The 21,979-nt window shown below is 40.4% G+C and carries 15 protein-coding genes; 11 read left to right on the top strand and 4 right to left on the bottom strand.

Annotated features, from left to right (window positions below):
- The first annotated feature begins 274 nt into the window (after positions 1-274).
- From OCU48_RS09730 to OCU48_RS09720, 3 genes are all read left to right on the top strand, one after another.
- The gene (locus tag OCU48_RS09730) at positions 275-916 is read left to right on the top strand and encodes a helix-turn-helix transcriptional regulator (protein ID WP_141345984.1); all 642 of its coding nucleotides are present in this window, start codon (positions 275-277) and stop codon (positions 914-916) included.
- Between the two features lie 235 nt (positions 917-1,151).
- Positions 1,152-1,712, top strand: a complete 561-nt coding sequence (locus OCU48_RS09725; RefSeq protein ID WP_141345986.1) for an outer membrane beta-barrel protein — start codon at positions 1,152-1,154, stop codon at positions 1,710-1,712.
- Between the two features lie 43 nt (positions 1,713-1,755).
- On the top strand, positions 1,756-2,796 hold the full coding sequence (locus tag OCU48_RS09720) for an ion channel (protein WP_141345989.1): 1,041 nt from the start codon (positions 1,756-1,758) through the stop codon (positions 2,794-2,796).
- Positions 2,797-2,822: 26 nt separating this feature from the next.
- On the opposite strand, the gene catB is transcribed toward OCU48_RS09720, so the two are convergent.
- On the bottom strand, positions 2,823-3,458 hold the full coding sequence (catB, locus tag OCU48_RS09715) for a type B chloramphenicol O-acetyltransferase (protein WP_141345991.1): 636 nt from the start codon (positions 3,456-3,458) through the stop codon (positions 2,823-2,825).
- A gap of 265 nt (positions 3,459-3,723) precedes the next feature.
- Here catB and OCU48_RS09710 point away from each other — a divergent pair, with 265 nt between their 5' ends.
- Positions 3,724-4,209, top strand: coding sequence for a VOC family protein (locus tag OCU48_RS09710; RefSeq protein ID WP_141345993.1), 486 nt, complete (start codon positions 3,724-3,726; stop codon positions 4,207-4,209).
- Between the two features lie 156 nt (positions 4,210-4,365).
- Here OCU48_RS09710 and OCU48_RS09705 read toward each other — a convergent pair whose 3' ends face one another.
- Both OCU48_RS09705 and OCU48_RS09700 read right to left on the bottom strand, forming a co-directional pair.
- Positions 4,366-4,773 (bottom strand): SpoIIAA family protein, encoded by a 408-nt coding sequence (locus OCU48_RS09705; protein ID WP_141345994.1) that lies wholly within the window; start codon positions 4,771-4,773, stop codon positions 4,366-4,368.
- 1 nt (position 4,774) lies between these two features.
- Positions 4,775-4,996, bottom strand: coding sequence for a hypothetical protein (locus tag OCU48_RS09700; protein ID WP_141345996.1), 222 nt, complete (start codon positions 4,994-4,996; stop codon positions 4,775-4,777).
- A gap of 1,006 nt (positions 4,997-6,002) precedes the next feature.
- Between OCU48_RS09700 and OCU48_RS09695 the strand changes: the two genes are divergently transcribed.
- From OCU48_RS09695 to OCU48_RS09675, 5 genes are all read left to right on the top strand, one after another.
- Positions 6,003-8,657 carry a beta-N-acetylhexosaminidase gene (locus tag OCU48_RS09695; protein WP_141345998.1) on the top strand — a complete coding sequence of 885 codons (2,655 nt, stop codon included), beginning with the start codon at positions 6,003-6,005 and terminating at the stop codon, positions 8,655-8,657.
- A gap of 1,233 nt (positions 8,658-9,890) precedes the next feature.
- Positions 9,891-11,012 carry a porin gene (locus tag OCU48_RS09690; RefSeq protein WP_141346000.1) on the top strand — a complete coding sequence of 374 codons (1,122 nt, stop codon included), beginning with the start codon at positions 9,891-9,893 and terminating at the stop codon, positions 11,010-11,012.
- Positions 11,013-11,076: 64 nt separating this feature from the next.
- Positions 11,077-11,700, top strand: coding sequence for a YccT family protein (locus OCU48_RS09685; protein ID WP_141346002.1), 624 nt, complete (start codon positions 11,077-11,079; stop codon positions 11,698-11,700).
- A 103-nt stretch (positions 11,701-11,803) separates the two neighbouring features.
- Positions 11,804-12,175, top strand: coding sequence for a DUF2799 domain-containing protein (locus OCU48_RS09680; protein ID WP_141346004.1), 372 nt, complete (start codon positions 11,804-11,806; stop codon positions 12,173-12,175).
- A gap of 608 nt (positions 12,176-12,783) precedes the next feature.
- A complete protein-coding gene (locus tag OCU48_RS09675; protein ID WP_141346006.1) occupies positions 12,784-13,476 on the top strand; it encodes an oligogalacturonate-specific porin KdgM family protein in 693 nt (230 codons plus the stop codon).
- A gap of 106 nt (positions 13,477-13,582) precedes the next feature.
- Here the strand turns inward: OCU48_RS09675 and OCU48_RS09670 are convergent, their stop codons facing one another.
- Positions 13,583-14,407, bottom strand: a complete 825-nt coding sequence (locus OCU48_RS09670) for a DUF2797 domain-containing protein (protein ID WP_141346008.1) — start codon at positions 14,405-14,407, stop codon at positions 13,583-13,585.
- Positions 14,408-15,039: 632 nt separating this feature from the next.
- On the opposite strand from OCU48_RS09670, the gene gltX reads away from it, so the two are divergent.
- Together gltX and OCU48_RS09660 are read left to right on the top strand one after the other, a co-directional pair.
- Positions 15,040-16,467: a glutamate--tRNA ligase gene (gene gltX / locus OCU48_RS09665; protein ID WP_141346010.1), complete on the top strand. Its 1,428-nt coding sequence runs from the start codon at positions 15,040-15,042 to the stop codon at positions 16,465-16,467.
- 115 nt (positions 16,468-16,582) lie between these two features.
- Positions 16,583-21,973: an ATP-binding protein gene (locus tag OCU48_RS09660; protein ID WP_244312318.1), complete on the top strand. Its 5,391-nt coding sequence runs from the start codon at positions 16,583-16,585 to the stop codon at positions 21,971-21,973.
- The last annotated feature ends 6 nt before the right edge of the window (positions 21,974-21,979 follow it).

Genomic DNA, 21,979 nt, shown 5'->3' with positions numbered 1-21,979 from the left:
TTATTAAGTTGAGACGAGTCAAAGGTAAAGTACGAGGAGGTGGTTTACCTTTAAGAACAGATAGTTGACATTTTTGATGGACTATAAAGTTGTAAAATACCATTCAAGCAGGTAGTAATTTTGATGAGAAAGAGAATAGTTCTCTCATACAGAGCTCGTCTTTTTCTCTTTCAAGGAAAGGATCTTTACACTATATTTACTGTACAAAAAACAACCAGAATAGTGAGGCAGTGGCATTTAAAAGTTGTAGTGTGAGCCACAAAAGACACTAATCATGAACATGCGAACTTTGTTGATCCTTGCGGAAAGAAACCTGCAAACTAGTCTTCTAGAAAAGCAACTTTCTACAAAACCAAACCTTCGGGTACATACTTGCTCGCCTGATGAAGCGATAGCTAACAGTCAAACGCTCGTCGCTGATTTAGTTTTGATAGAGCACCAATACTTGCGTTATATCGATAGCAAACAAATCTTACCCGACTTTGATATGTTAAGTTGGCCTCTTATGGTGCATAACGTGCCTGCAACACCGCTTGATGAAGACCTTCTACGTTGGAAATTGCTAAAAGGTGTACTTCTTGAAAATGCGATGATCGAACATATAAATGAAAGTATTGAATATATCTTCAATGGGGGACTCTGGCTTCCTAGGCCATACATGGAGAGATTAGTCTGTAGCTATCGTTGTTCTGATCTATCAGCGGAGCATCATGACTCTGACTTAACCTCTAGAGAGAAACAAATCCTAGAGTTACTTGCTTATGGCATTTCAAATCAGCAGATCGCCACTCGTTTGTTTCTTTCAGAGAGTACGGTAAAAAGCCATATCTATAAGCTTTACAAAAAGTTAAATGTTCATTCGCGCCATGATGCAATTAAGTATGCACGGATGAATGATTATTCACTGACTAAATAACAAAGACTATCTTCTCTTTTTTACTAGACTTCCTTCTTAAATTTCATTGTCTTATTTTAATTGTGAACATCATTCTTGATTGGTTTACTGCTGTACTAAGCCGATCAAATTTTTCATCATTCTCTCCAGGTTATCTAGATTTACTATCGGGTTTCTCTATTTCATCACAATCAAGGTCTAGTATTAGGTATATCAGTACCATGATTAACTTTTAAGCTTGGAAGGATATTAGAGAATGAAAAAGAGCGCTCTCACAATCACGCTACTGCTAGCCCTGTCGTTTCCTTCACTGGCCGAGGAATCAGATAATTTAACGTTTTCACATTTTTATGGTGGAATTAAATTAGGGACAGCGAATTATGGTGACTTAGGATCTGGTGTCACAGAGGTAACTGGAGTGGATGACTCTCCATTTTCTTGGGGTATATTCTTTGGTATTCAAGCACTACCATGGCTTGCTTTTGAGTTAGGTTACCATGATTTAGGTGAAGCTGAACTCAAGGATGTATCGGGTAGTTATGATGCGAAAACACTCGATTTAACAGCAAAAGGCTCTTATGAAATGGTCGAGCGTCTTTCGATCTTTGGCAAAATAGGTTTTCAGGCCTATGAGTGGAGTGCCAACGGAGAGAATGTTTTTGAAGACGATCAAGGTTGGACTCCTCACCTAGGTGTTGGACTTGAGTATCAATTTCTAAAAAATTGGTCTGGTGCTGTAGAGTACACATGGTATAACGATATTGGTGGTCCTGATATTAACTACTATGGCATTTCGGCTACTTATCATTGGTTTTAGTAACACTTCAAATTACAAAGTAATTCGAGATATGGAATGAAGAGTGACATTTAAAGAACAGCTATTGATTTGGTGGGACAGATATTTATCGAGATACGCATTGGTGTTAGCTAAAACCAATGCGTTGTTTTTGGTATTTGTATACTCAACTCTTGTTTATTTGGGCTACCGAACACTAGGAGAGCATGCACTCACAGATCAGCTAGTTGATTTTATTTACTTTCTTGCTGTTACTGGTTCAACCGTAGGGTATGGTGACATGTCACCTTCTACTCCAAATGGTCGGTTATTTACTGCCTTCTTCGTTATCCCTCTATCGCTAGGTTTGTTTGGTGTCATCATCGGCAAGGTGATCAGTTCGTTTTCTACGTTCTGGTTTCGTCAATTTAAAGGAAAACACAACGTGAATTTTACCAACCATATTGTGATTATTGGCTACAATCGCGACAGAACACCACATTTGGTGCAAATGCTTAAGCGAGAAGAAAGGCAGCGGAAAATAGTTCTTATCAGTGTCCAAGAACAACAAAATCCACTTGGTGATGATGTTGAGTTTATCAATGCACATAGCTTTACTGAAGAAGATGACTTAAAGCGAGCTAGTATAGATAAAGCATCTTGCTTGGTTGTCGATACGGATACTGATGAAATGACATTAACCATTTCTTTGTTTGTGGCGAGATTGAACCCGAATGCACATTTAGTGGCTCACTTTGTGGATGATGTGAAATGTAAGATCCTTTCGGCGCACTATCCAAATGCAGAATGCATATCGAACCTTTCCACTGAATTACTGGCCAAATCGGTAATAGATTTTGGCAGTAGCTTTGTACACAGTGAGTTAGTGTCTGCCCATAAGGGACAGACGCAATATAGTATTGTTGTGCCTGAAGGAGTGCCTGATTTTGAACTTGAAAAAGTATTCTTAGATTTCAAGCAGAACTTCGAAGCGACGATTATTGGTAGTCGCAACGCAGCAGGAGAGGTCAATATCAATCAAAAGCTTAGTACTGTAATAAAAAGCGGTGAGATATTGTTCTATATCGCTGATGAGAGAGTTGAATTCTCAACTTGGCCTAAGTAAGGATATTGCTTGCCGGTTAACGTAGACTACGCGTTTACTATGCTTGCTTTCCAGTACTCGTAAAGACTTTCGATATCAGAGGAGCAAAGTAATTTCATCGCACCTTTGATATGCAGTTCGCTCCATTCCCACCATTTCATCTCAAGAAGTAGGGCGCGCTGGCGTTCGTTGAAGCGATAGCGGATATGTTTTGCGGGATTTGATCCAACAATAGAATAAGCTTCTACATCTTTGGTTATCACTGCGCGACTGGCAATGATGGCCCCATCTCCAACATTGACGCCACTCATTATCATCGCTTCAGTACCAATCCATACATCATTGCCAATGACAGTATCTCCTGAACGTTCAAAGCCATCTGAAGCGTCCATGAAGTTTTCATTATCTTGATAGAAAAAAGGAAAGGTACTGGCCCATTGGAGCTGGTGACCTTGATTGCCTGCCATCATAAATACGGCTCCAGAGCCAATAGAGCAATAACTACCTATGATTAATTTATCTACATCATCTCTATCAGGGAGCAAGTAACGAGCACAGTCATCGAAGCTATGTTTATGGTAGTAGCCTGAGTAATAACTGTGATCGCCAACAATGATATTGGGGTTTGTGACTTGCTCTTTAAGTGTCTTCCCTATGAATGGGCTTTCAAAATAATTGGGCATTCTGAAAATCTCTGTTTGTTCTAGTAGCTTAACTAACAGTGTAAGCTTTAATATTCACTTTTGAATCTATGTTTAACTTAGCAGTGAGAATGCTTGTCGCATAGCTTTAGCGCCACCAAGCTAAGCGTGATGCAAGCAAAGCTTAATCATAAGTAATGGTTATTATATGAATAAATATCAATAATTTTCTATAATATCAATTTCCTCATATACTCTTTCCATCGACGCAAAATACGAAACAAATTACTAGAGATTGGAGCAGATTATGAAGATGAACCACGTAGGTATCATGGTTGGCGAGATGGACAAAGCGGTAGAGTTCTACACTAAAGCGTTGGGTCTTGAAATTGTAATGAACAACACTAAGGTTATCGAAGAGCGCGAGACGGCTATTGGCCGCATGTGTATTGCAGTATTCGGTGAAGGCTTTAAAGGCTTTAACATTGCCCACCTTGTTACTTCTGACGGTATCGGTGTAGAGATGTTCGAAATGAAAGATCGCCAAGAACGTCATGAAGTTGACTTCTCTCGCTTAGGTATCTTTCATTTTTGTCTGCAAACCGATGACTTTGAAGGTGCTATTGCTCGCACAGAGCAGTATGGCGGTAAGGTACGTATGGACATCATGCGCTACCACCCAGAAGACAACAATAAGCCTCAAAAGATGGTGTATTTAGAAGACCCGTTTGGCAATTTGTTTGAGCTTTACTCTCACACTTATGAAGAAACTTACGCTTCTGATTACTCTTAATCTAGAAAATAGTTAAGGTGAAAAAGGATTGGCAAAAGCCAATCCTTTTTTTTGCTTTAACGACTTTTAAATGACTAATGTATACAGGGGTCAGGATTCATATCGCTAGTGTATGGACGCCAGAGTGCTCTCGCCTGAAATTTGTGGTCACAAAGATTATAAAGTAGCCCATAGTTCGGCTTCTGGAAGATGTTCGAAGTATTGAACATCGGCATTCATTATGTGGTTTGCTAGTTCCACTATAATTTCTTGCCAGTGTTGGTGTCCACAAAAAGCAATCTTATCGATGTCTTTACGATGTCTCAGCCCCAGTTTTACATCTTCAAGAAATGAATCGTATTCCCAACCGCTAAATTCTGTCGCATCTATAATCAATCTAACTGATTTTTCTGGTGACTCAGCTAAGGCGTCTTCTATAAATGGCTTAGTTAAAAGAAGCACTTCTTTGGTGATCTTACCTACGGGTTTAAGCAATACAACCACTTCTCCGTGATAGGTATCAATGCTGAAATCGATATTACAGATTTGATTCTTTGTACTTGATAAAGCGGTTGATATACACATATTACTGGTCACCTTCTGTGTGCTGGTGAGTGTGATGGTGAGCAGTTTTATGATGGTGATGACTAGGTTTGTGCGCCGTATGACCACCGTGCAAGTGGCGGTGTAGTTGGCTTTCTTTATCTTTGTATTCCAAGTGATCTTTATTGTGCTTGTGTTCTACTTCCGTACCATATTCACGAATCATTTTCTCGTGCGTAGCAGACTTAGTATGCTGTGTTGACATGACTTTCTCCAAAATATTATTTATCTTCAAATTGTGTTAGCCGGCTTTCTTTTAGAGCACTATTCGTAAATTATTGACGGCAAAGAAGTAAGCAGTAATAAATAGTGGAATAAAGGCTATTAAATAGAGCGCTGCATCATCTGCAAAAATGAGAGTTGATGATACGAAGTGCTAAGTCGGTTCAAGACCTATAGACATCCTGACAAAATGTGACTTAGTACACATCAACAGATGGTAATGCATTCATAAAAAAGTTATTTATTTATGGTTAAGGGCTTATAAATATATAAATATTCCTGTCAACATGCTGATTTTAAAGAAAATTAAATTAAGATGAGAGTTGTTTACTTAACAATTAATATGGAGTCGGCATCGGAGTGTATGGTCTGAAATGTGATGAGGTAACCCTAGCTGTATTGAAATACATGAAGTTGTTTTTTGGCACGTGCGTAAACGCTTTAATAACATGGAATGTTATTTCAAGTTGTGAATTTAGTCCGTGATCACATTTTCTAAAGTAGGATAATCAATAACCCGCCTCAAAACCTCATCACGCTATGGATAAGCCACCTTAGGATAGAAACATCGTGGTCATATGAAAGTTATATTGCTTAATATCTAATTAAGCTGTTGATTTAATGGACTTTGATTTTAATTCGATACATGTTCACCTTAAATGTTGGGGCCCTTTACTCTACTGGGCAGAAAAACAGCATTCCTCGTTAAGATCTAAAAAAACACCACTTTGACGTTTTTGACGGTGAGTGGTGATAATCACACTTTCAATATAAAAATACCTCAATTCAATCTGGGATCTGAAGCTACATTAAGGTCAATATAAATAATAAATGCATATAAAACAATGATTTACCTATTTTTGAGGAGGCTTGCATTCCGTTTCCGTTTTGATTTACTAAATTTGCATTGCGAATTAACGCAGTTTAGATTGTATGCAGACCTACTCATAACTGATTTAGAAAAATTAAAATATCAATAGGGACTTATCATGTTGAAAAAGAGTTTGATTGCTACCTCTGTAATAACCGTACTGGCTGGGTGTTCTTCAATGCAGAGTTCACCGCAAACAACGGTAGACCAACTAGCAAATAATCTAGATATCGATTACCAAGTGCTAACCAATCACGGCGCTGAAGATGGTTTAAAATGTCAAGACTTGGGTGCGGAATGGGCTTCATGTAACCAGGTGAAAATGACTCTAGCGAATGAAGGTGAAGCTATTGACTCAAATGACTGGGCCATTTACTTCCATAGCATTCGTTTAGTTCTAGAGATAGATAGTGATCAGTTCAAAATCACACGTGTAACAGGTGATCTACATAAACTTGAACCAACGGATAAGTTTGATGGTTTTGCAGCTGGCGAGAAAGTCGAATTATTGCTAACTAGTGAATACTGGCAGTTGTTTGAAACAGATTTCTTCCCTGGCGCATTTGTTACAGCTGAAGGTGCAGAGCCGAAGAAAATCGTTTCTTTAGACACTGAAGAAGTTTCAAGCTTTGTTAGCGGATTAGAAGGCGATAACTTAAAACGTCATAGTGGTGACAATAATATCATTGCCACGGCTGCTTCTCGTTTTGAAAAGAACAGCGATATTGTACGTGAAGACGTGACCGCAGCAATTATACCGGCACCTGCATTTACCAAAATTGGTCAGGGCTCAATTGATATTTCTAAAGGCCTTAAACTAGAGGGAACAGCTTTTGAGGCTGATCAGCTAAGCGCTTTACAAAACCGCGCTGAACTATTGGGTGTTAGCCTTGAAGGCTCGACTCCAGTAAACGTAATGATCACACCTAAAGAGTTCGATAAAGAATACGCAATATCAGGTGCTTACACTCTTGATATCAATGCAAAAGGTATTGAGATTAACGCCTTCGATCAAGCCGGTGCATTCTACGCAATGCAATCTGTTTATGCTTTGGTTGATATCCAAAATCCAGCTGAATTACCACAACTGATGATTAAAGACGCACCTCGTTTTGATTATCGTGGTGTGATGGTGGATGTTGCACGTAACTTCCATTCTAAAGAAGCGATTTTAGCGACTATCGAGCAGCTAGCTGCATACAAAATGAATAAGTTGCACCTTCACCTTACCGATGACGAAGGTTGGAGACTAGAGATCCCAGGTCTTCCAGAACTAACCGATATTGGTTCTAAACGTTGTTTCGATGTGGATGAAGAAACCTGTTTGATGCCTCAGCTAGGATCAGGTCCAGCGACAGACAATAATGGTACTGGTTTCTTTAGTCGTGAAGACTATGTAGAGATACTACGTTTTGCAAAAGCAAATAATGTAGAAGTGATTCCTGAGATTGATATGCCAGCTCACGCTAGAGCAGCTGTTATCTCAATGGAGGCTCGTTATAATCGTTTGAGTGAAGCAGGTGATGAACAAGCAGCAAATGAATACCGTCTGACTGACCCTGAAGATACCTCGAACGTAACGACGATTCAGTTCTACGACAAGCATAGCTTTATTAACCCATGTATGGATTCTTCAGCGCGCTTTGTAGATAAAGTGGTATCTGAAGTCGCTGCGATGCACGCTGAAGCAGGTGCTCCGTTGACAACATGGCACTTTGGTGGTGACGAAGCTAAAAATATCAAGCTAGGTGCAGGCTTCCAAGATGTCACTGCTGAAGAAAAAGCGGGCTGGAAAGGTAATATTGACTTAACCGAACAAGACATGCCATTTGAGCAATCACCACAATGTCAGGCATTGGTTGAAAAGGGTGATGTAAGTGACTTTAGTCATCTACCAAGCTACTTCGCCGAAGAAGTGTCTAAAATTGTTGCAGATAAAGGTATCGCTAATTTCCAAGCTTGGGAAGATGGCTTGAAATCTGCAGAAGGTGCACAGTCTTTTGCCACTGACACAACTCGCGTTAACTTCTGGGAAACACTTTACTGGGGCGGCGCTGCGAGCATTTATGAGTGGGCTAACAAAGGCTATGACGTAATCGCATCAAATCCAGATTACGTTTACATGGATTTCCCATACGAAGTAGATGCTAAAGAGCGTGGTTACTACTGGGCAACGCGTGCAACCGACACACGTAAGATGTTTACTTTTGCACCAGAAAATATGCCTCAAAATGCTGAAACCTCAGTTGATCGTGATGGTAATGGCTTTACAGCTAAAGGCGAAGTTGAAGCTAAGAAGCCTTTCTTAGGACTATCAGCACAACTTTGGTCTGAAACTGTACGTACTGATGAGCAATATGAATATATGGTGTTCCCTCGTGTGATTGCAGCAGCAGAGCGCGCATGGCATGCAGCGGAGTGGGAAAATGAATACAAGGCAGGTGTCGAATACTCCCTAGATACTGATCTTGTTAACAAAGACGCCCTTCTTGCTGACTGGACTCGCTTTGCCAATGTAATGGGTCAACGTGAACTTGCTAAGTTAGAGAAAGCTGGGATTGACTATCGTCTACCAATTCCTGGTGCTGAAGTCGTTGATGGCAAACTTGCTATGAACGTTCAATTCCCTGGAGCAGAGTTGCAGTACTCGGTAGATGGTGAAAACTGGGTAACTTATCAAGATGAACAACGTCCATCAGTTTCTGGTGACGTATGGATTAAATCTGTATCCGCTAGCGGCGAAAGGGAGAGTCGAGTAACACAAGTTAAGTAGTTTCGTAGGGTTCGTTTATTTCCTCTTGGCCAGCACTTGTTGCTGGCCCTTTTTTTGTCTGGAATAAACAACGAAAAGCGAGACTCTTCTATCTGAAACATCGTAATCTAGATTACGCTTTTCCTCCTTACTAACTCAAAAGTATTTCTCATTAGAAGTCTATTACAGACGTTATGTGCTGTGGCATTATCCTCTAGCTGATAGCTGATAGCTGATAGCTGATAGCTGATAGCTGATAGCTGATAGCTGATAGCCTGTCTCAAGCTCTGCGGTATGCGTCATTCCCGAGTGTTTTTATCGGGAATCTGTTTCTACGCAATATAATCGAAAGGCCCCCGATAAAAACATTCGAGGACGACGATGTGTTTGGCATAAGTTTGTGATTGTAAAATAACGACGTATCAAAAATTCCGATTTGTTGTCACGTGTTTTCCTGCGCTTTTTTGGGCCATCTACTTACTGTTATGGGTATAACTGGCGGCTGGGTAGAGCGTGATAAAATGAGATGCCTTAGAGATCATCGCCTCCGAGATTTTTATCGGAGACCATTATCTATGGTATTGCGTAGAACAGATCTCGATGAAAGCAGGGAATGCTAAATAGTGAGAGTTTTACTTGTCCATACTCTAGAAAATTCCAAATGCTCTACTAATGATCAAAAGATAGGCTAATAGCTTAAAACACGACTTCCCCTCTCAAGGGAAATCACAATGATTGTGTTTTGTTCAGGTTTCCTGAGTAAGAATGTACTTATTTTTTGCTGACTACTGTGCCCTAAACACTCAACTTAATTCACATTCTTAATTTAGATTGCGAGGTTTGCCGTTAAAAATGATTTAACGAGAAATGAAATACCTCTATTTGCCATCCTTTCAGTTGCTTACTTTGAGTGAAGATCACATTTCTAATGATTGTTTTGAACTTCTGTAAAGTGAAATCTAAATCCAGTATGACGTACTTCAATTTTCTCTCGTGATTCAGACTTAAAAATAGTCGTAGAAATACTGTTTTTTACTATGCTGGCTAAATTTGACGATTTTGACGTAAGTTAAGTTGTTGAAATTATTGGTTTAATTATCTTTAGGTTTTTTGATAGTGAACTTGTTCAAATAAATCCTCTGTACTTATTTCGTGTTTGAAAAAATCTGTAAGAATTAACCCAGTAAACAAAAACGGCACCGGAAGTGCTGATTACACAAATAAAATAATTTATAAAATACAAGGGGTTCCTTCATGTCTCTGTTCAAAAAGTCTTTAGTAGCGGTCGCGTTATCCAGTCTTTCACTTAGTGGTGCAGCATTAGCAGCTGGTATCCAAGGTGAGAATGCCGCAGAAACATTTTTAACAAAGAGTGACTTTTCATATGAAGTCTACGGCATCATCGCTTTGCAAGCAGCATACCGTGATTATGATACTGGTAATTCAGCTACAGATGATGACTTAGGTGGCATGCAATTGAACAACGAATCCCGTATTGGTTTTCGTGGCAAAAAACAATTTAAGAATTTTGGCCCGACTTTCTTATGGCAAATTGAAGGTGGTTACGTAGATCCTAGCTTTGGTGGTTCAGGTGCAGGTCTTGGTGAGCGTGATACTTTCGTTGGTTTTGAAAGTGAAGGTATGGGGCAGGTTCGTCTAGGTCGTGTTTTGACTCCTATCTACGAACTGATTGACTGGCCAGCATCTAACCCAGGTTTGGGTGATGTCTATGACTGGGGTGGTTCAATCGGTGGTGCAAAATACCAAGATCGTCAATCAAACACCATTCGCTGGGATACGCCAAAATACTTTGATGCGCTTTCTTTTGACCTTGCGATGGGTGCTGGTGACGAGGCCGCTTTGGGTGCAGGTGATGACTACTGGTTTGGTGGTGCAGCGCACTATAATGTTGGGCCTTTCCAATTTGATTTGGCTTATGAGCGAAATGATAACTTTGAATCAGAAGGTACGACTTGGACCAATGACACGTATCTAGCAGGCATTCAAGCTTGGTTTGAAAATGGTATTTCATTGTTTGCTCAATACAAGCACATGGAAGCATCAACGACTTCAGGCATCGATGAGAAGCAAGGTGCTATGTCAACAGGTCTTATCTACACTACGGGTGATTGGCAGTACAAATTAGCATATGCAATGAACTTCGAGTTAGAGCGTGATGGTCAAACAATTGACGATACGGACGATAACGTCATCTCTGGTCAGGTTCTTTACTTCGTTGATCCGTCAGCAGTTCTATACGCTCGTGCACGTACTCTAGACTTTGGTGACAAAGTTCAGGTAACGGATGCTACAGATTTACGTTGGAAGTCTGAAGATTTCGTAGAAGTATCAGTAGGTGTTGAATACTACTTCTAATTCAGTCAAATTAATAAGGGCGCTTCGCGCCCTTATTGTTATTAGAATTTTTGGAATTATTTTTATGAAAAAGTCATGTTTAGCCCTAGTTACTGGTCTTTTAATGAGTTCTAGTGCATTTGCAGACAGTTTGTTGTCTTTTCAAACTGAGATAGTTCCTCAGGTCATTAATAGTAAGGCGGTGGACAACGGTATCTTCACCGATGTTGATCAGATCAAGATTGACGAGGGAAGTAACCAAATTGGTGTAACTATCGGTCAAATTGTATTCGAGGACGGCAAGCGCCGTAAATTTGATTCGAGCTTAATGTTGATGACATTTAAAGCAGAAGATGAAGACAGCTATCAGCTTTCGTATAAAAAGATGCGCACGATTGAAGAAGCCAATAAGTTTGATAAATCACCAACCTTTACTTTGACTGATGGTTCTGGAGAGCCAGTAGACTTCGACTTAGTTGTACTACCAAAAAGTGGCTTTCAAGGATTTAATGACTATGAAAAACAGGTCGTTTCCTATAATAAATTGGTTGATGCTGGAACAGCATCGACAATGGCTGCAGCTGCGGTATCTGCAGTACCATCTGCCGATAGTATGGCTTTATCAGCAGATATAAAGACTCAATTCTCAAAGCTTTCTCGAGACGAACAACAACAATTTATGCAATGGGCGATGCAGAACCTTAAATAGAAAAAGTTCTTTCTCGTCTGAAATTTAATCTTCAATTTCTCTTTCTATCGTATAGAGGGTGGTCAATGGGTAGAGATCACTTCTGTGATTGAGAGAGGAATTTATGAGATTACTACTAACGATTGTATGTGCCAGTTTGTTGACAGCATGTGCGGCAACGCCATCTAACTCTTCTTGGCAAGAGATAGGTTATAAACAAGGCGCAAAGGGATTGCCGATACAAACCACTGGTAACCTAGAACAGCGCTTCAACCTTGATATGGTTCAAGAGGGTGAATACACCGAGTACGTCGCTGGTTTCGAGCAAGGAAAGCAGAAATTCTGCAATCCAGTCCAAGCCTACGAATATGGTACCTGGGGTAATAGATATAAAGGCCAATGCAGTGGGATACCTGAAGAAGCGCTTATCGCTGAACAAATGAAATTAGGCTATGAAAGATACATCTTTAGTGATAGTGAGGGGCGTTACCCTTAATGAACTATCACAGTTTAAAAGCTCCCAGTGCTTTTCATGTTGAGTACTGAGGAGCTTTATTTTTATAGTAAAAATACCCCAATCTATAGTCGCCATTTATTGTTGATATTTAATCTACTTAATTCGATTACAGTAAGAATACAACCACGCACCGTGATTACGATCACTCTTTCCCGTTCCGACCGCTAAACTCTTCCTAATTTATCTAAATCTGTTTTGACGTAAGTCCCACACTTTCTGACTGAATGGTCCTTTTCTTGTGATCGTTATCTGGTTTTTTATTTGTTGTTGAATTCTCTTCAAAATTAACATTCCCATTAACTTGTTGTTTATATTGATTTAATTAACTTTTTGTTTTTTTACAAAGTAGGTTGATGTGACACATATCTCACAGTCGCGGGCTTTATTTTTCTTTGCGAATTAACTGAAGCAGGATGCACCCAAGTCATGGAGACATTGTAGTGATTCAAAGCAAGCTTAAATTTGAAGAGCTACCGAAGCTGAAAGGATTTGATCTTGGTTCTAGAAGGGAAGCCAAGAAAATTAATAGAAGAGCTTGTGAATAGAGGCTCTCAATACATTCTAGTTTGACAAATGTAGGTATAAACATGAAAAAAGTTATCGGGTTAAGTGCACTGGCATTAGCTGTTTCTTCTCCAGCATTCGCATCTTCTTACGTGACAGGTAATGTTCAGTTTCACGATGATGGTCGTATTCACGGCTCTAAATCAACATCGACGCTAGAGGCGGGCCATACTTTTGAAAACAGTTTAGGCGGCTTGACTCTTTATACTGAGTTTGACGGTATTCAGCTTGGTGAGATTGTTACTGAAAATGGTGGGGCTGGTAATACGACTCCAGCGATTACTGTTGGTGGTGAGCAATCATTCAATATTACTGATGGTTTATGGGTTGCAGCGGGTTACCAACATTTGATTTCTGCAGGTGATTCTATTCAATATCGCCCATTAATTAAGATTGGTTATAACTTCGATAATGGTCTTTCTATTAGCAACCGTACTCGTGCTCATATCGATGCAACTGATGCTGATGCGGATACAGATTACCGTATGGATAACCGCATTGCTTATGACTTTGCGGATATGGATCTTGCTCTAAGCTACAACAATGTTTATATGATTGAAGGCGAGACTATGGACCATGAGCTTCGAGCTACTTGGACACGTAATGGTGTTCAGCCTTACTTTGAGTTCCGCAGTCAAGCAAATGGTGCAGAGAATGCGATGGGTGATAGCCTAGTGAACAATGCCTTCGTATTTGGTGCCTCTTACGGTTTCTAAGTTTTATTTCCTCATAGGGCGTTTACCTTTTTTGCCCAGTAAACACACCGAAGGGTGTTAATTGTTTGATTTGCCGAGCTGGGGTGTCAGCTCGGCTTTTTTGTTCTTAATACTCAGCTGTAATTTCGTAGGAAGTGAATTTACGCAGGTTTATTACACCGGTATCGAAGTATAAATATTGCCCTTTGATACCAAGTAAAGTACCACCCAAACGAGGGGTCTTATCAAAGTTCAACGAGCTGATCTTAGTAGGATATTCGGTTACAGGATAGTCAATCTCAACAACGTCAGCATCGAGACGCTCAACGGCTTCTGCGCCGAATCTTAGTTGAAGTTCTGAAAGCTTTTCTTCTATCTGAGGAATCAACTCATGGGCCCTTTGCTTTAAGTCTATGCTATCTGCTTTTCCTTTAAGCATGTTACGCCAATTTGTTTTATCAGAAATAAACTCTTTTAGTGCCGTTTCTACCAAACCTGATTGCAGACGAGAACTGACTTTAAAAATCGGCAGAGCTTGGTTAGCTCCCTGGTCTATCCAACGAGTAGGAATTTGTGTGTGGCGAGTAATACCTACCTTAATTGCCGTAGTATTAGCCAAATAGACGTAGTGGGGGACAAAGCAATTATCTTCGCCCCATTGTGGTTCTCGACAAGTACCTTTATCAAAATGACAGGTTTCTGGTTTCATTATACACATGTCGCATTTGGCAAGCTTGGTCATGCAAGGGTAGCAAAAGCCTTGTGAATAACTTTTCTTAGTTTTCTTGCCACACTCTTGGCAATGAATGTTACCTGAATGCTCCAGAATAAGGTGCTCACCAATTAGGGGCATAAGATCAAGCAACTGATCATCTAATGGTAATTGATAGGTGACTTGTCCATCTTGTAGCGCGGAAGTCATCTTGCGGATGTGGCCAGTTATTTGAGTCATGCGTGCGTTTTCCTTTGCATATCGCAACCGATAGAGTCTTATTCTTAGTATACCTAACTAAATTGTGGCTGTAGTCGTAAAGTTTTTTATCGTTGATTGAGGTGTATTAATTATTGATTTTGTTACTCTTTGTTTCGTTTGGTTACACATTACAGTCACCCTCCATTGGCTCCAATTGTGATGCGCGTCACTTTATCTCTATAAATAAGGCAATGTGTCATATTAGTGAAACATTAATGTTGTTAAGGGGCGCTTGATGACGCATATTGAAAGGGTGTTAAACGTAAACAAGGAACGCTTATGCATCACCCAACTATGATTGAACATTCTGAATTTGGTCTTATTAGTCGCATTGCTCTATTTTCACTAGCCTCACTGATTTGTGTAGTAAGTTTCATATTATGAAAACCCTAAACTAGGGGAGTATCTGTAAAGCAACATCCGTTATTTCAAATACTCCCCGCCCTCGCTTCACTTTGTCTAATATCACTCTAAATACCTCTTACCTAGTAACAACTCTGCCCCTCTTTAGTGAGTTTCAGTTGGATCTCGTTGTACATTTATACTTCGGTGCTAAAATAGCGACAAATTTTACGCTTATCTAAGCGACTGGACTGTTAAAGGTAAATTCAATGACGGTAAAAACTCGTTTTGCCCCAAGCCCAACTGGCTTCCTACACGTAGGTGGTGCACGTACTGCACTTTATTCTTGGCTTTACGCTAAAAATCAAGGTGGTGAATTTGTACTTCGTATCGAAGACACTGACCTAGAACGTAATTCTCAAGAAGCTGTAGATGCGATCCTTGAAGGTATGCAATGGATGGGACTGGATTGGGATGAGGGTCCATATTTCCAATCTAAACGATTTGACCGCTACGATGAATGCATTGACCAACTACTAGCAGAAGACAAAGCGTACAAATGTTATGCGTCTAAAGAGTTGCTTGAAGAGATTCGAGGCGAGCAAGAAGCCAATAAAGAAGCACCTCGCTATGATGCTAATCACCCTAAAGTCGCTGCAGCCAATGCAGAAGCTAAAGATGGTGACGATTATGTCGTGCGTTTTCGCAACCCTAAAGAGGGTAGCGTGGTGTTCGAAGACCAGATCCGTGGCCGCATTGAGATTGGCAATGATCAGATGGATGACCTTATCATTCGTCGTACTGACGGAGCGCCAACATACAACTTTGTAGTTGTAGTGGATGATTGGGATATGGGTATTACTCACGTAGTTCGTGGTGAAGACCATATCAACAACACGCCTCGTCAGATTAACATCTACAAAGCGCTAAATGCTCCGGTTCCTACCTTTGCACATTGTGCAATGATTCTCGGTGACGATGGTGCAAAACTGTCTAAGCGTCATGGCGCTGTATCAGTTATGCAGTACCGCGATGAAGGCTACCTGCCAAATGCATTAAACAACTATCTGGTTCGTTTAGGTTGGTCTCACGGTGATCAAGAGATCTTCTCTACAGAAGAGATGATTGAGTTCTTTAGCTTAAATGCTATCTCTAAATCAGCATCTGCGTTCAATACAGATAAGCTGTTGTGGCTAAACAACCACTACATCAAGACTTCTGAGCCTGAGTACGTTGCAAAACATTTACAATGGCACTTGGATCAGCAAAACCTAAACATAGACAACGGTCCTGCAATTACTGAAGTAATTAAATTAGTAGGTGAGCGTTGCAATACACTTATTGAGCTAGCTGAGCAAGTTCGATACTTCTATGAAGACTTCAGCGAGTTTGAAGCAGGCGCGGCGAAGAAGCATCTACGTGGTGTAGCAAAAGGCCCTCTAGAATTAGCACTGACTAAAGCAGAAGCACTGACTGATTGGTCTACAGATGCAATCAAAGATGGCGTGATCAAAGCCGTTTGTGATGAACTAGAAATCGGCATGGGTAAAATAGGCATGCCACTTCGCGTTGCTGTTACTGGTGGCGGTCAATCTCCATCTGTAGATGCAGTAATGGAACTGATTGGAAAAGAGCGTGTGATTGCTCGTATTAAGCTTGCTCTTGAGTTTATCGCGCAGCGCGAGGCTAATGCTTAATTAGCTTGTTTAGGCTTTAAGTAAATAGAATTAATCAAACCGCTAACTTTCAGTAAGTTAGCGGTTTTTTTGTATTATAGTTATGAGACTGAACTTGTCTCGCTATGGTGCCTTCTTGAACACTCGTTTTTTCTCTCTTTTAAAAGCCTTTAAGGGTTTACTATTGCTTCTGTTTGGTTTGCTATTTTCAACTGGCAGCTTTGCTGAAATTGAATTTACTGACGAGGAGCAAGCTTGGCTTAGGGAGGGGCAAAGAGTTCGAGTTGCCGTATTTAAAAGTCATTATCCCTTTATCTATCTAAATAACCGTGGTCAATTTGCTGGAATAGTAAAAGACTATCTACAGTACATAGAAAAAGAAACCGATATAGATTTTGTAGAAGTCCCTATATTTACCCTCGAAGAAGGGTATCAAGGTATTGAGAGTGGCGACTTAGATTTGTACCCAATGACCTTTGATTTCTCAGGGGCACAGCTTAACCTTAATTATTCAGTACCCTACCTTCCTTATCATTATTTCCTCTTTACCAATATCAGCCACACCTTAGATCCGAACATAGCGGCAAACAATGATACACCGCCTAAACTTGCGGTTATTAAAGGAAGTGGTGTCGACCGATATTTACAAACTACAGATTTCATTGTGGAAACCATTTACTTTCAAAGTGATAGAAAGGCATTGAAGGCATTAAATGATGGATTGGTTGATGCCTTTGTGGGTGAGAAGGTTTCTACCCAAGGTTTGATTAAGGGGCTTCACCTTAAAAATGTTAAGGAATTAAGGCCCGCGAGAGAATTGTATGGCTTGCGCTTACAAATGGCGACAAACCCTAAGTCAACTCAGCTTATGTCGATCATAAACAAGACGCTAAAAAGTATGCCATATGACATTCAGAACGGCATTATGGCGCATTGGTATGATAATGAACCACATAAAAACCTACTCAATGGTTATACCTATTTTAATCGTATCCCTTACATGTATACCGCTGACTCTGCCGTAGGACTTGAGTTTTCTATCTTGCAACACTTGTTCGAGTCGATGGGGTATGAAGCTGGAAAACTATTGGCTGGCAGCCAAGATTCTGATTACGCTAAAGAATTGGTCACATACGATCTCGATTTTGTTTCTACTCAAGTTGTCGGAGATTGGGTTGTAAATAACCCAACCAACGAAGGATTATTTTATTCCAACCCTTATCTAGTTCAAGAGTACAGATTGGTCTCTCGATTAGGCGAACGGATAGAGCTAAATGGTCAAGTACCCAAAACAGTAGGAAGCATTGTAAGCACTGATGACGTTGTCGTTACACGCGCTATTAAGGTGCTGGGTGAGCGATTTGGTCGAGGTATCGATAAACAATTTATTGATATGACGAGAGCCTTAGAGGCTTTAAAGGCAGGAAAGGTGGATTATCTGCTACTCGATTCAAGGGAACTGTCCGTTTATTTTAACCGCCTTAATCAAGAATTGAACGTCAATATTACTCACGATCAAAGCACTCGATTTAGAGTTCCTTTGAGAATTGCATTTAGAGACCGCGTACTTCGTGACAAATTTAATGCTGAGCTGGGTGCTTTTAAGCGCAGTGCTAAGTACCGTCGCTTGGAAAAATTATACGAAAACGCTTCATTTCGCTCAAAGGCTCAAAGTGGAGAGTTGATGACAGAAATTGTGGCTTACTTAATCTCTGTGGATAGAGCCGAGCTTATTGATAAGGTGTTTGAGGCATTCAATTTTTCCAGTGGATTCGAAGCTATTACCCTTCAAATAGGGGATAACCCTAACAATGTGGATAATTACTCAACGAGTAAAGGTCGCATGGTGAAGGTTGATGATTTTAGTCGGCAAGGATTGATACATCTAACGAAACTTTTAATACATGAAGAGGGTATTGAACAAGTTACTCTGGGTAAACTAACGATTTATTCAGAATTGACTAACAGTGCCTCATTTGATCAAAGCTATATTCCCCCTTTAAGTATTTTTGAAGGCTTCAGTTCCGTCGATTATCAGAAAATACGTGATATTTATGAACGGTTTAGTTTGCAAGTAGCAACATTAAACCTGACGCCACAAGAGGTTGATTGGATTAAAGAAAACCCTGTGGTTTTAGTCGGCATAGACCCTGCCGCTTTACCTTATGAAGGTGTGCAAAATGGTGAGTATAAAGGGATTATTGCTGACATATTAAAGGATATGAGCAGCAAAGTAGGTGTTCAATTTGAACCTTATTTAGTCGGTTCTTGGCAAGAAACCATTGAGAAGGTGGGAAAGCAAGAGCTCTCAATGGTCTCGGCCGCTATAGAAAACAAGAGCATGTCCTATGATTATGTAACGACTTTGCCACTGTTTACCGACCAACTCGCTGTGGCAGGTCGAACTGGCCTTGATTATGGTCATGGCTTAGAAAGTATGGATGGCAAGCGTGTTGGGATTCAACGCGGAGCTTCAAATACCCCAACCCTTAAAGACAACTATCCAGAGATAGACTGGGTATTAGTGGACAGCTCAGCTATTGGTTTAGACTTATTAGCCAACGAAAAGCTAGAAGGGTATGTCGATACGACCTATGTAATTAACTTCATTTTCAATGAGCACTCTTATCGCAATTTGTCGATTGTTGATCGTTTAGATTATACAGTGACCCCTACCTTCCACACGCTGAAGAATGAGCCAATATTGAGCTCAATTGTTACTAAAGCGGTTCGCTCTATTAGCGCAAGCCAAAAGCAACAGATAATCAACAATTGGGCCTCAAGTCGAGTGATAGAGAAAGTGGACTATCGAATGATTCTGTTGATATGTGGCTTCTCTTTCTTGATTTTTTTAGTCTTTTTCCTTTCAAATCTGAGGCTTAAAAAACAGGTGAATGCAACAACCAAGGCGGAACAAGAAGCACTTGCTAGCCGAAATCAACTATTTGATATCCTCAACACCTCCAGCATTGCAGCCATTATTGTACAAAATGAGCGAATTACATATTCCAATACTCGCGCATTAGAGCAGTTCAAACTAAGTAGCAATGAGTCTTATGGCTACTTTATATACCGAGTTTATGCGGACACTTTTGATAGAGAAAACGTCTATAAAGAATTGCAAGAAAAAGGGAAGGTGGTCGATAGAGAAATGGTATTTCAGCGCGAGGATGACACTCAATTTACAGCCTTGTGCAGTTACTATGAAATAAATTACCTGGATCAGCCTGCGGTACTTTTCTGGAGTTATGATATCTCAGAGATTAAGGAACTGAATAGCGAATTAGCCAGTGCGATTGTTGCTGCAAACATAGCGAATCAAACGAAAACGGACTTCCTAGCTAACATGAGTCACGAGATCCGTACCCCAATGAATGCCATTATTGGCATGTCTTATCTTGCTCTTGAAGGCAACTTGAATAGTAAAGCGCGAAATTACATCAGTAAGGTTCACCAGTCGGCTCAATCCTTGTTGTTGATAATCAATGACATACTGGATATTTCCAAGATTGAGTCAGGTAAGTTAGATCTTGAGCAACGGCCGTTTTCCTTAAAAGACACACTAAGGGATATTGCTAATATTTTGAGCTTTAGAATTGCGGAAAAGAACGTAGATTTTATTTTTAACGTCGATCACTCCATACCGAGAATGGTCATTGGTGATGAGCTTCGATTGTCACAGATATTGATAAATTTGGGTAATAACGCCACAAAATTCACTGAGAAAGGTGAGATTCTTATCGGTCTCGAAGCGGAGCCTGTTGATAGCTCACAGGAGGCTTATCGTTATCACTTTTATGTACAAGATACTGGGATTGGAATAGCCGCAGATAAGCTTAATAGTTTATTTGAGTCCTTCCAACAGGCGGATGCATCCACTACTCGAGAGTACGGAGGTACCGGGCTCGGTTTGAGTATTAGTCGGCAGATTATTGAGCTAATGGGCGGACGAATATGGATCGAAAGTGAATTAGGCGTAGGGAGTATCTTCCATTTTGAGGTTGAACTTAAGGTGGCGACAAACGCTAATAGACTTGAGCAAGAGAGATTGAATAATATCGGCGAGTTGTTCGATAAACCTTTGTGGGTACTAGAGTCCTCAGAAAAGGGAATGGAGGCGTTAACTAATACGTTGCAAAGGACTGACCTAACAACCCCAAGGTTTTACGATGAATATTCAACACTGCTTGAAGCGTTGAAAGCCGCGAGTGAAGTGCAATCGATTATTTATGTTTCAGATATCGCGTTATCGAAAGACGCTGTCATATTTAAGTCACAGTTAAAGCAATTAAAAGCTAAAGGGCGGGTGATTTTAAGTAGTGCTAGTGAGGATAGAGGTACTGTCGCTAGAGAATATGGCATAGAAATACTGCCGCGACCTTGGCTTCCTTTTGAGTTTCTATCTCAACTTAGTGGCTTAGAGTTTGATAGTGCTAAGCGTGAGGTCGGAGAGGATATTGATCACGAAGCATTATTACGTGGAACACGAGTGCTTCTTGTGGAAGATAACGAGCTCAATCAAGAACTGGTTCTTGGACTTCTTGAACCTTTTGAACTTGATATTGATGTAGTAGGCAATGGGTTGTTGGCTGTTGAAAAAGCGAAGCAACACCAGTATGCGATTATCTTAATGGATATTCAGATGCCCGTTCTTGGTGGTTACCAAGCGACTGAGCAAATTCGAGAGTTTGATAAACAAACACCTATCGTGGCTATGACAGCCAACGCGATGGTAGGTGATCAAGAAAAAGCGACTGCAGTAGGGATGGATGACTATTTGGCTAAACCGATAGAAGTTGCACGCTTGATGGAAGTACTGGTAGAGGCTGCTCAAAAGCAGCAAGGACTGAATGATATTGTGCCGTTAGTAACACAGGTACAAATTGTAGAGAAAGAGCCCGAAGACGGGACTCTATTCTCGGCAGAGATAGGGCTGAAAATATGCAATCAAAACAAAGCTTTGTTGCTAAGGTTACTGCGTAAATATTTGGCTAATTCTTCAGTGCGTATCGATAGTTTTATTCACGCGATAGCAGAGAGTCAATGGGAAACGGCAAAACGAGAAATCCATACAATGAAAAGTACCTCGGCAAACATCGGTGCTATGGTATTCACAAGCTTATGTGCCCGTTATGAACAACAGGTGTATTCAAATAACCATGAGCTAACCCATCTAGAGATTGAGCATCTTCGTTCAGTATTGATGCAGACGGAGGTTGCAATAGAAGAGTACCTTCATGGCAACAATGCATCAGAGTGTTTGGCCCAAGACAATAAACAGAGCGACAGAGTAACCTCCACGCAGGTTTACCGTTATGAAGACTTAGAGCCTCACTTTAGTGAACTTAAGAGGTTGGTCGAAAATTATGATCTTCAAGCGACAGATAAGGTGCAAGAACTTAGGGAGCAGTACTCACAAATAGAGCTACTACAATTACTTGATAACATCGATAGTGCTTTGGCTAGCTATCAGTTTGATGGGGCATTAAAAATGCTAAATGATTGGTTCGAAAGTCACAAATCTTAGGGAAAG

This window comes from Vibrio inusitatus (assembly GCA_024346935.1).
GTDB lineage: Bacteria > Pseudomonadota > Gammaproteobacteria > Enterobacterales > Vibrionaceae > Vibrio > Vibrio inusitatus.
This window is presented reverse-complemented; position numbering and strand designations above follow the sequence as displayed.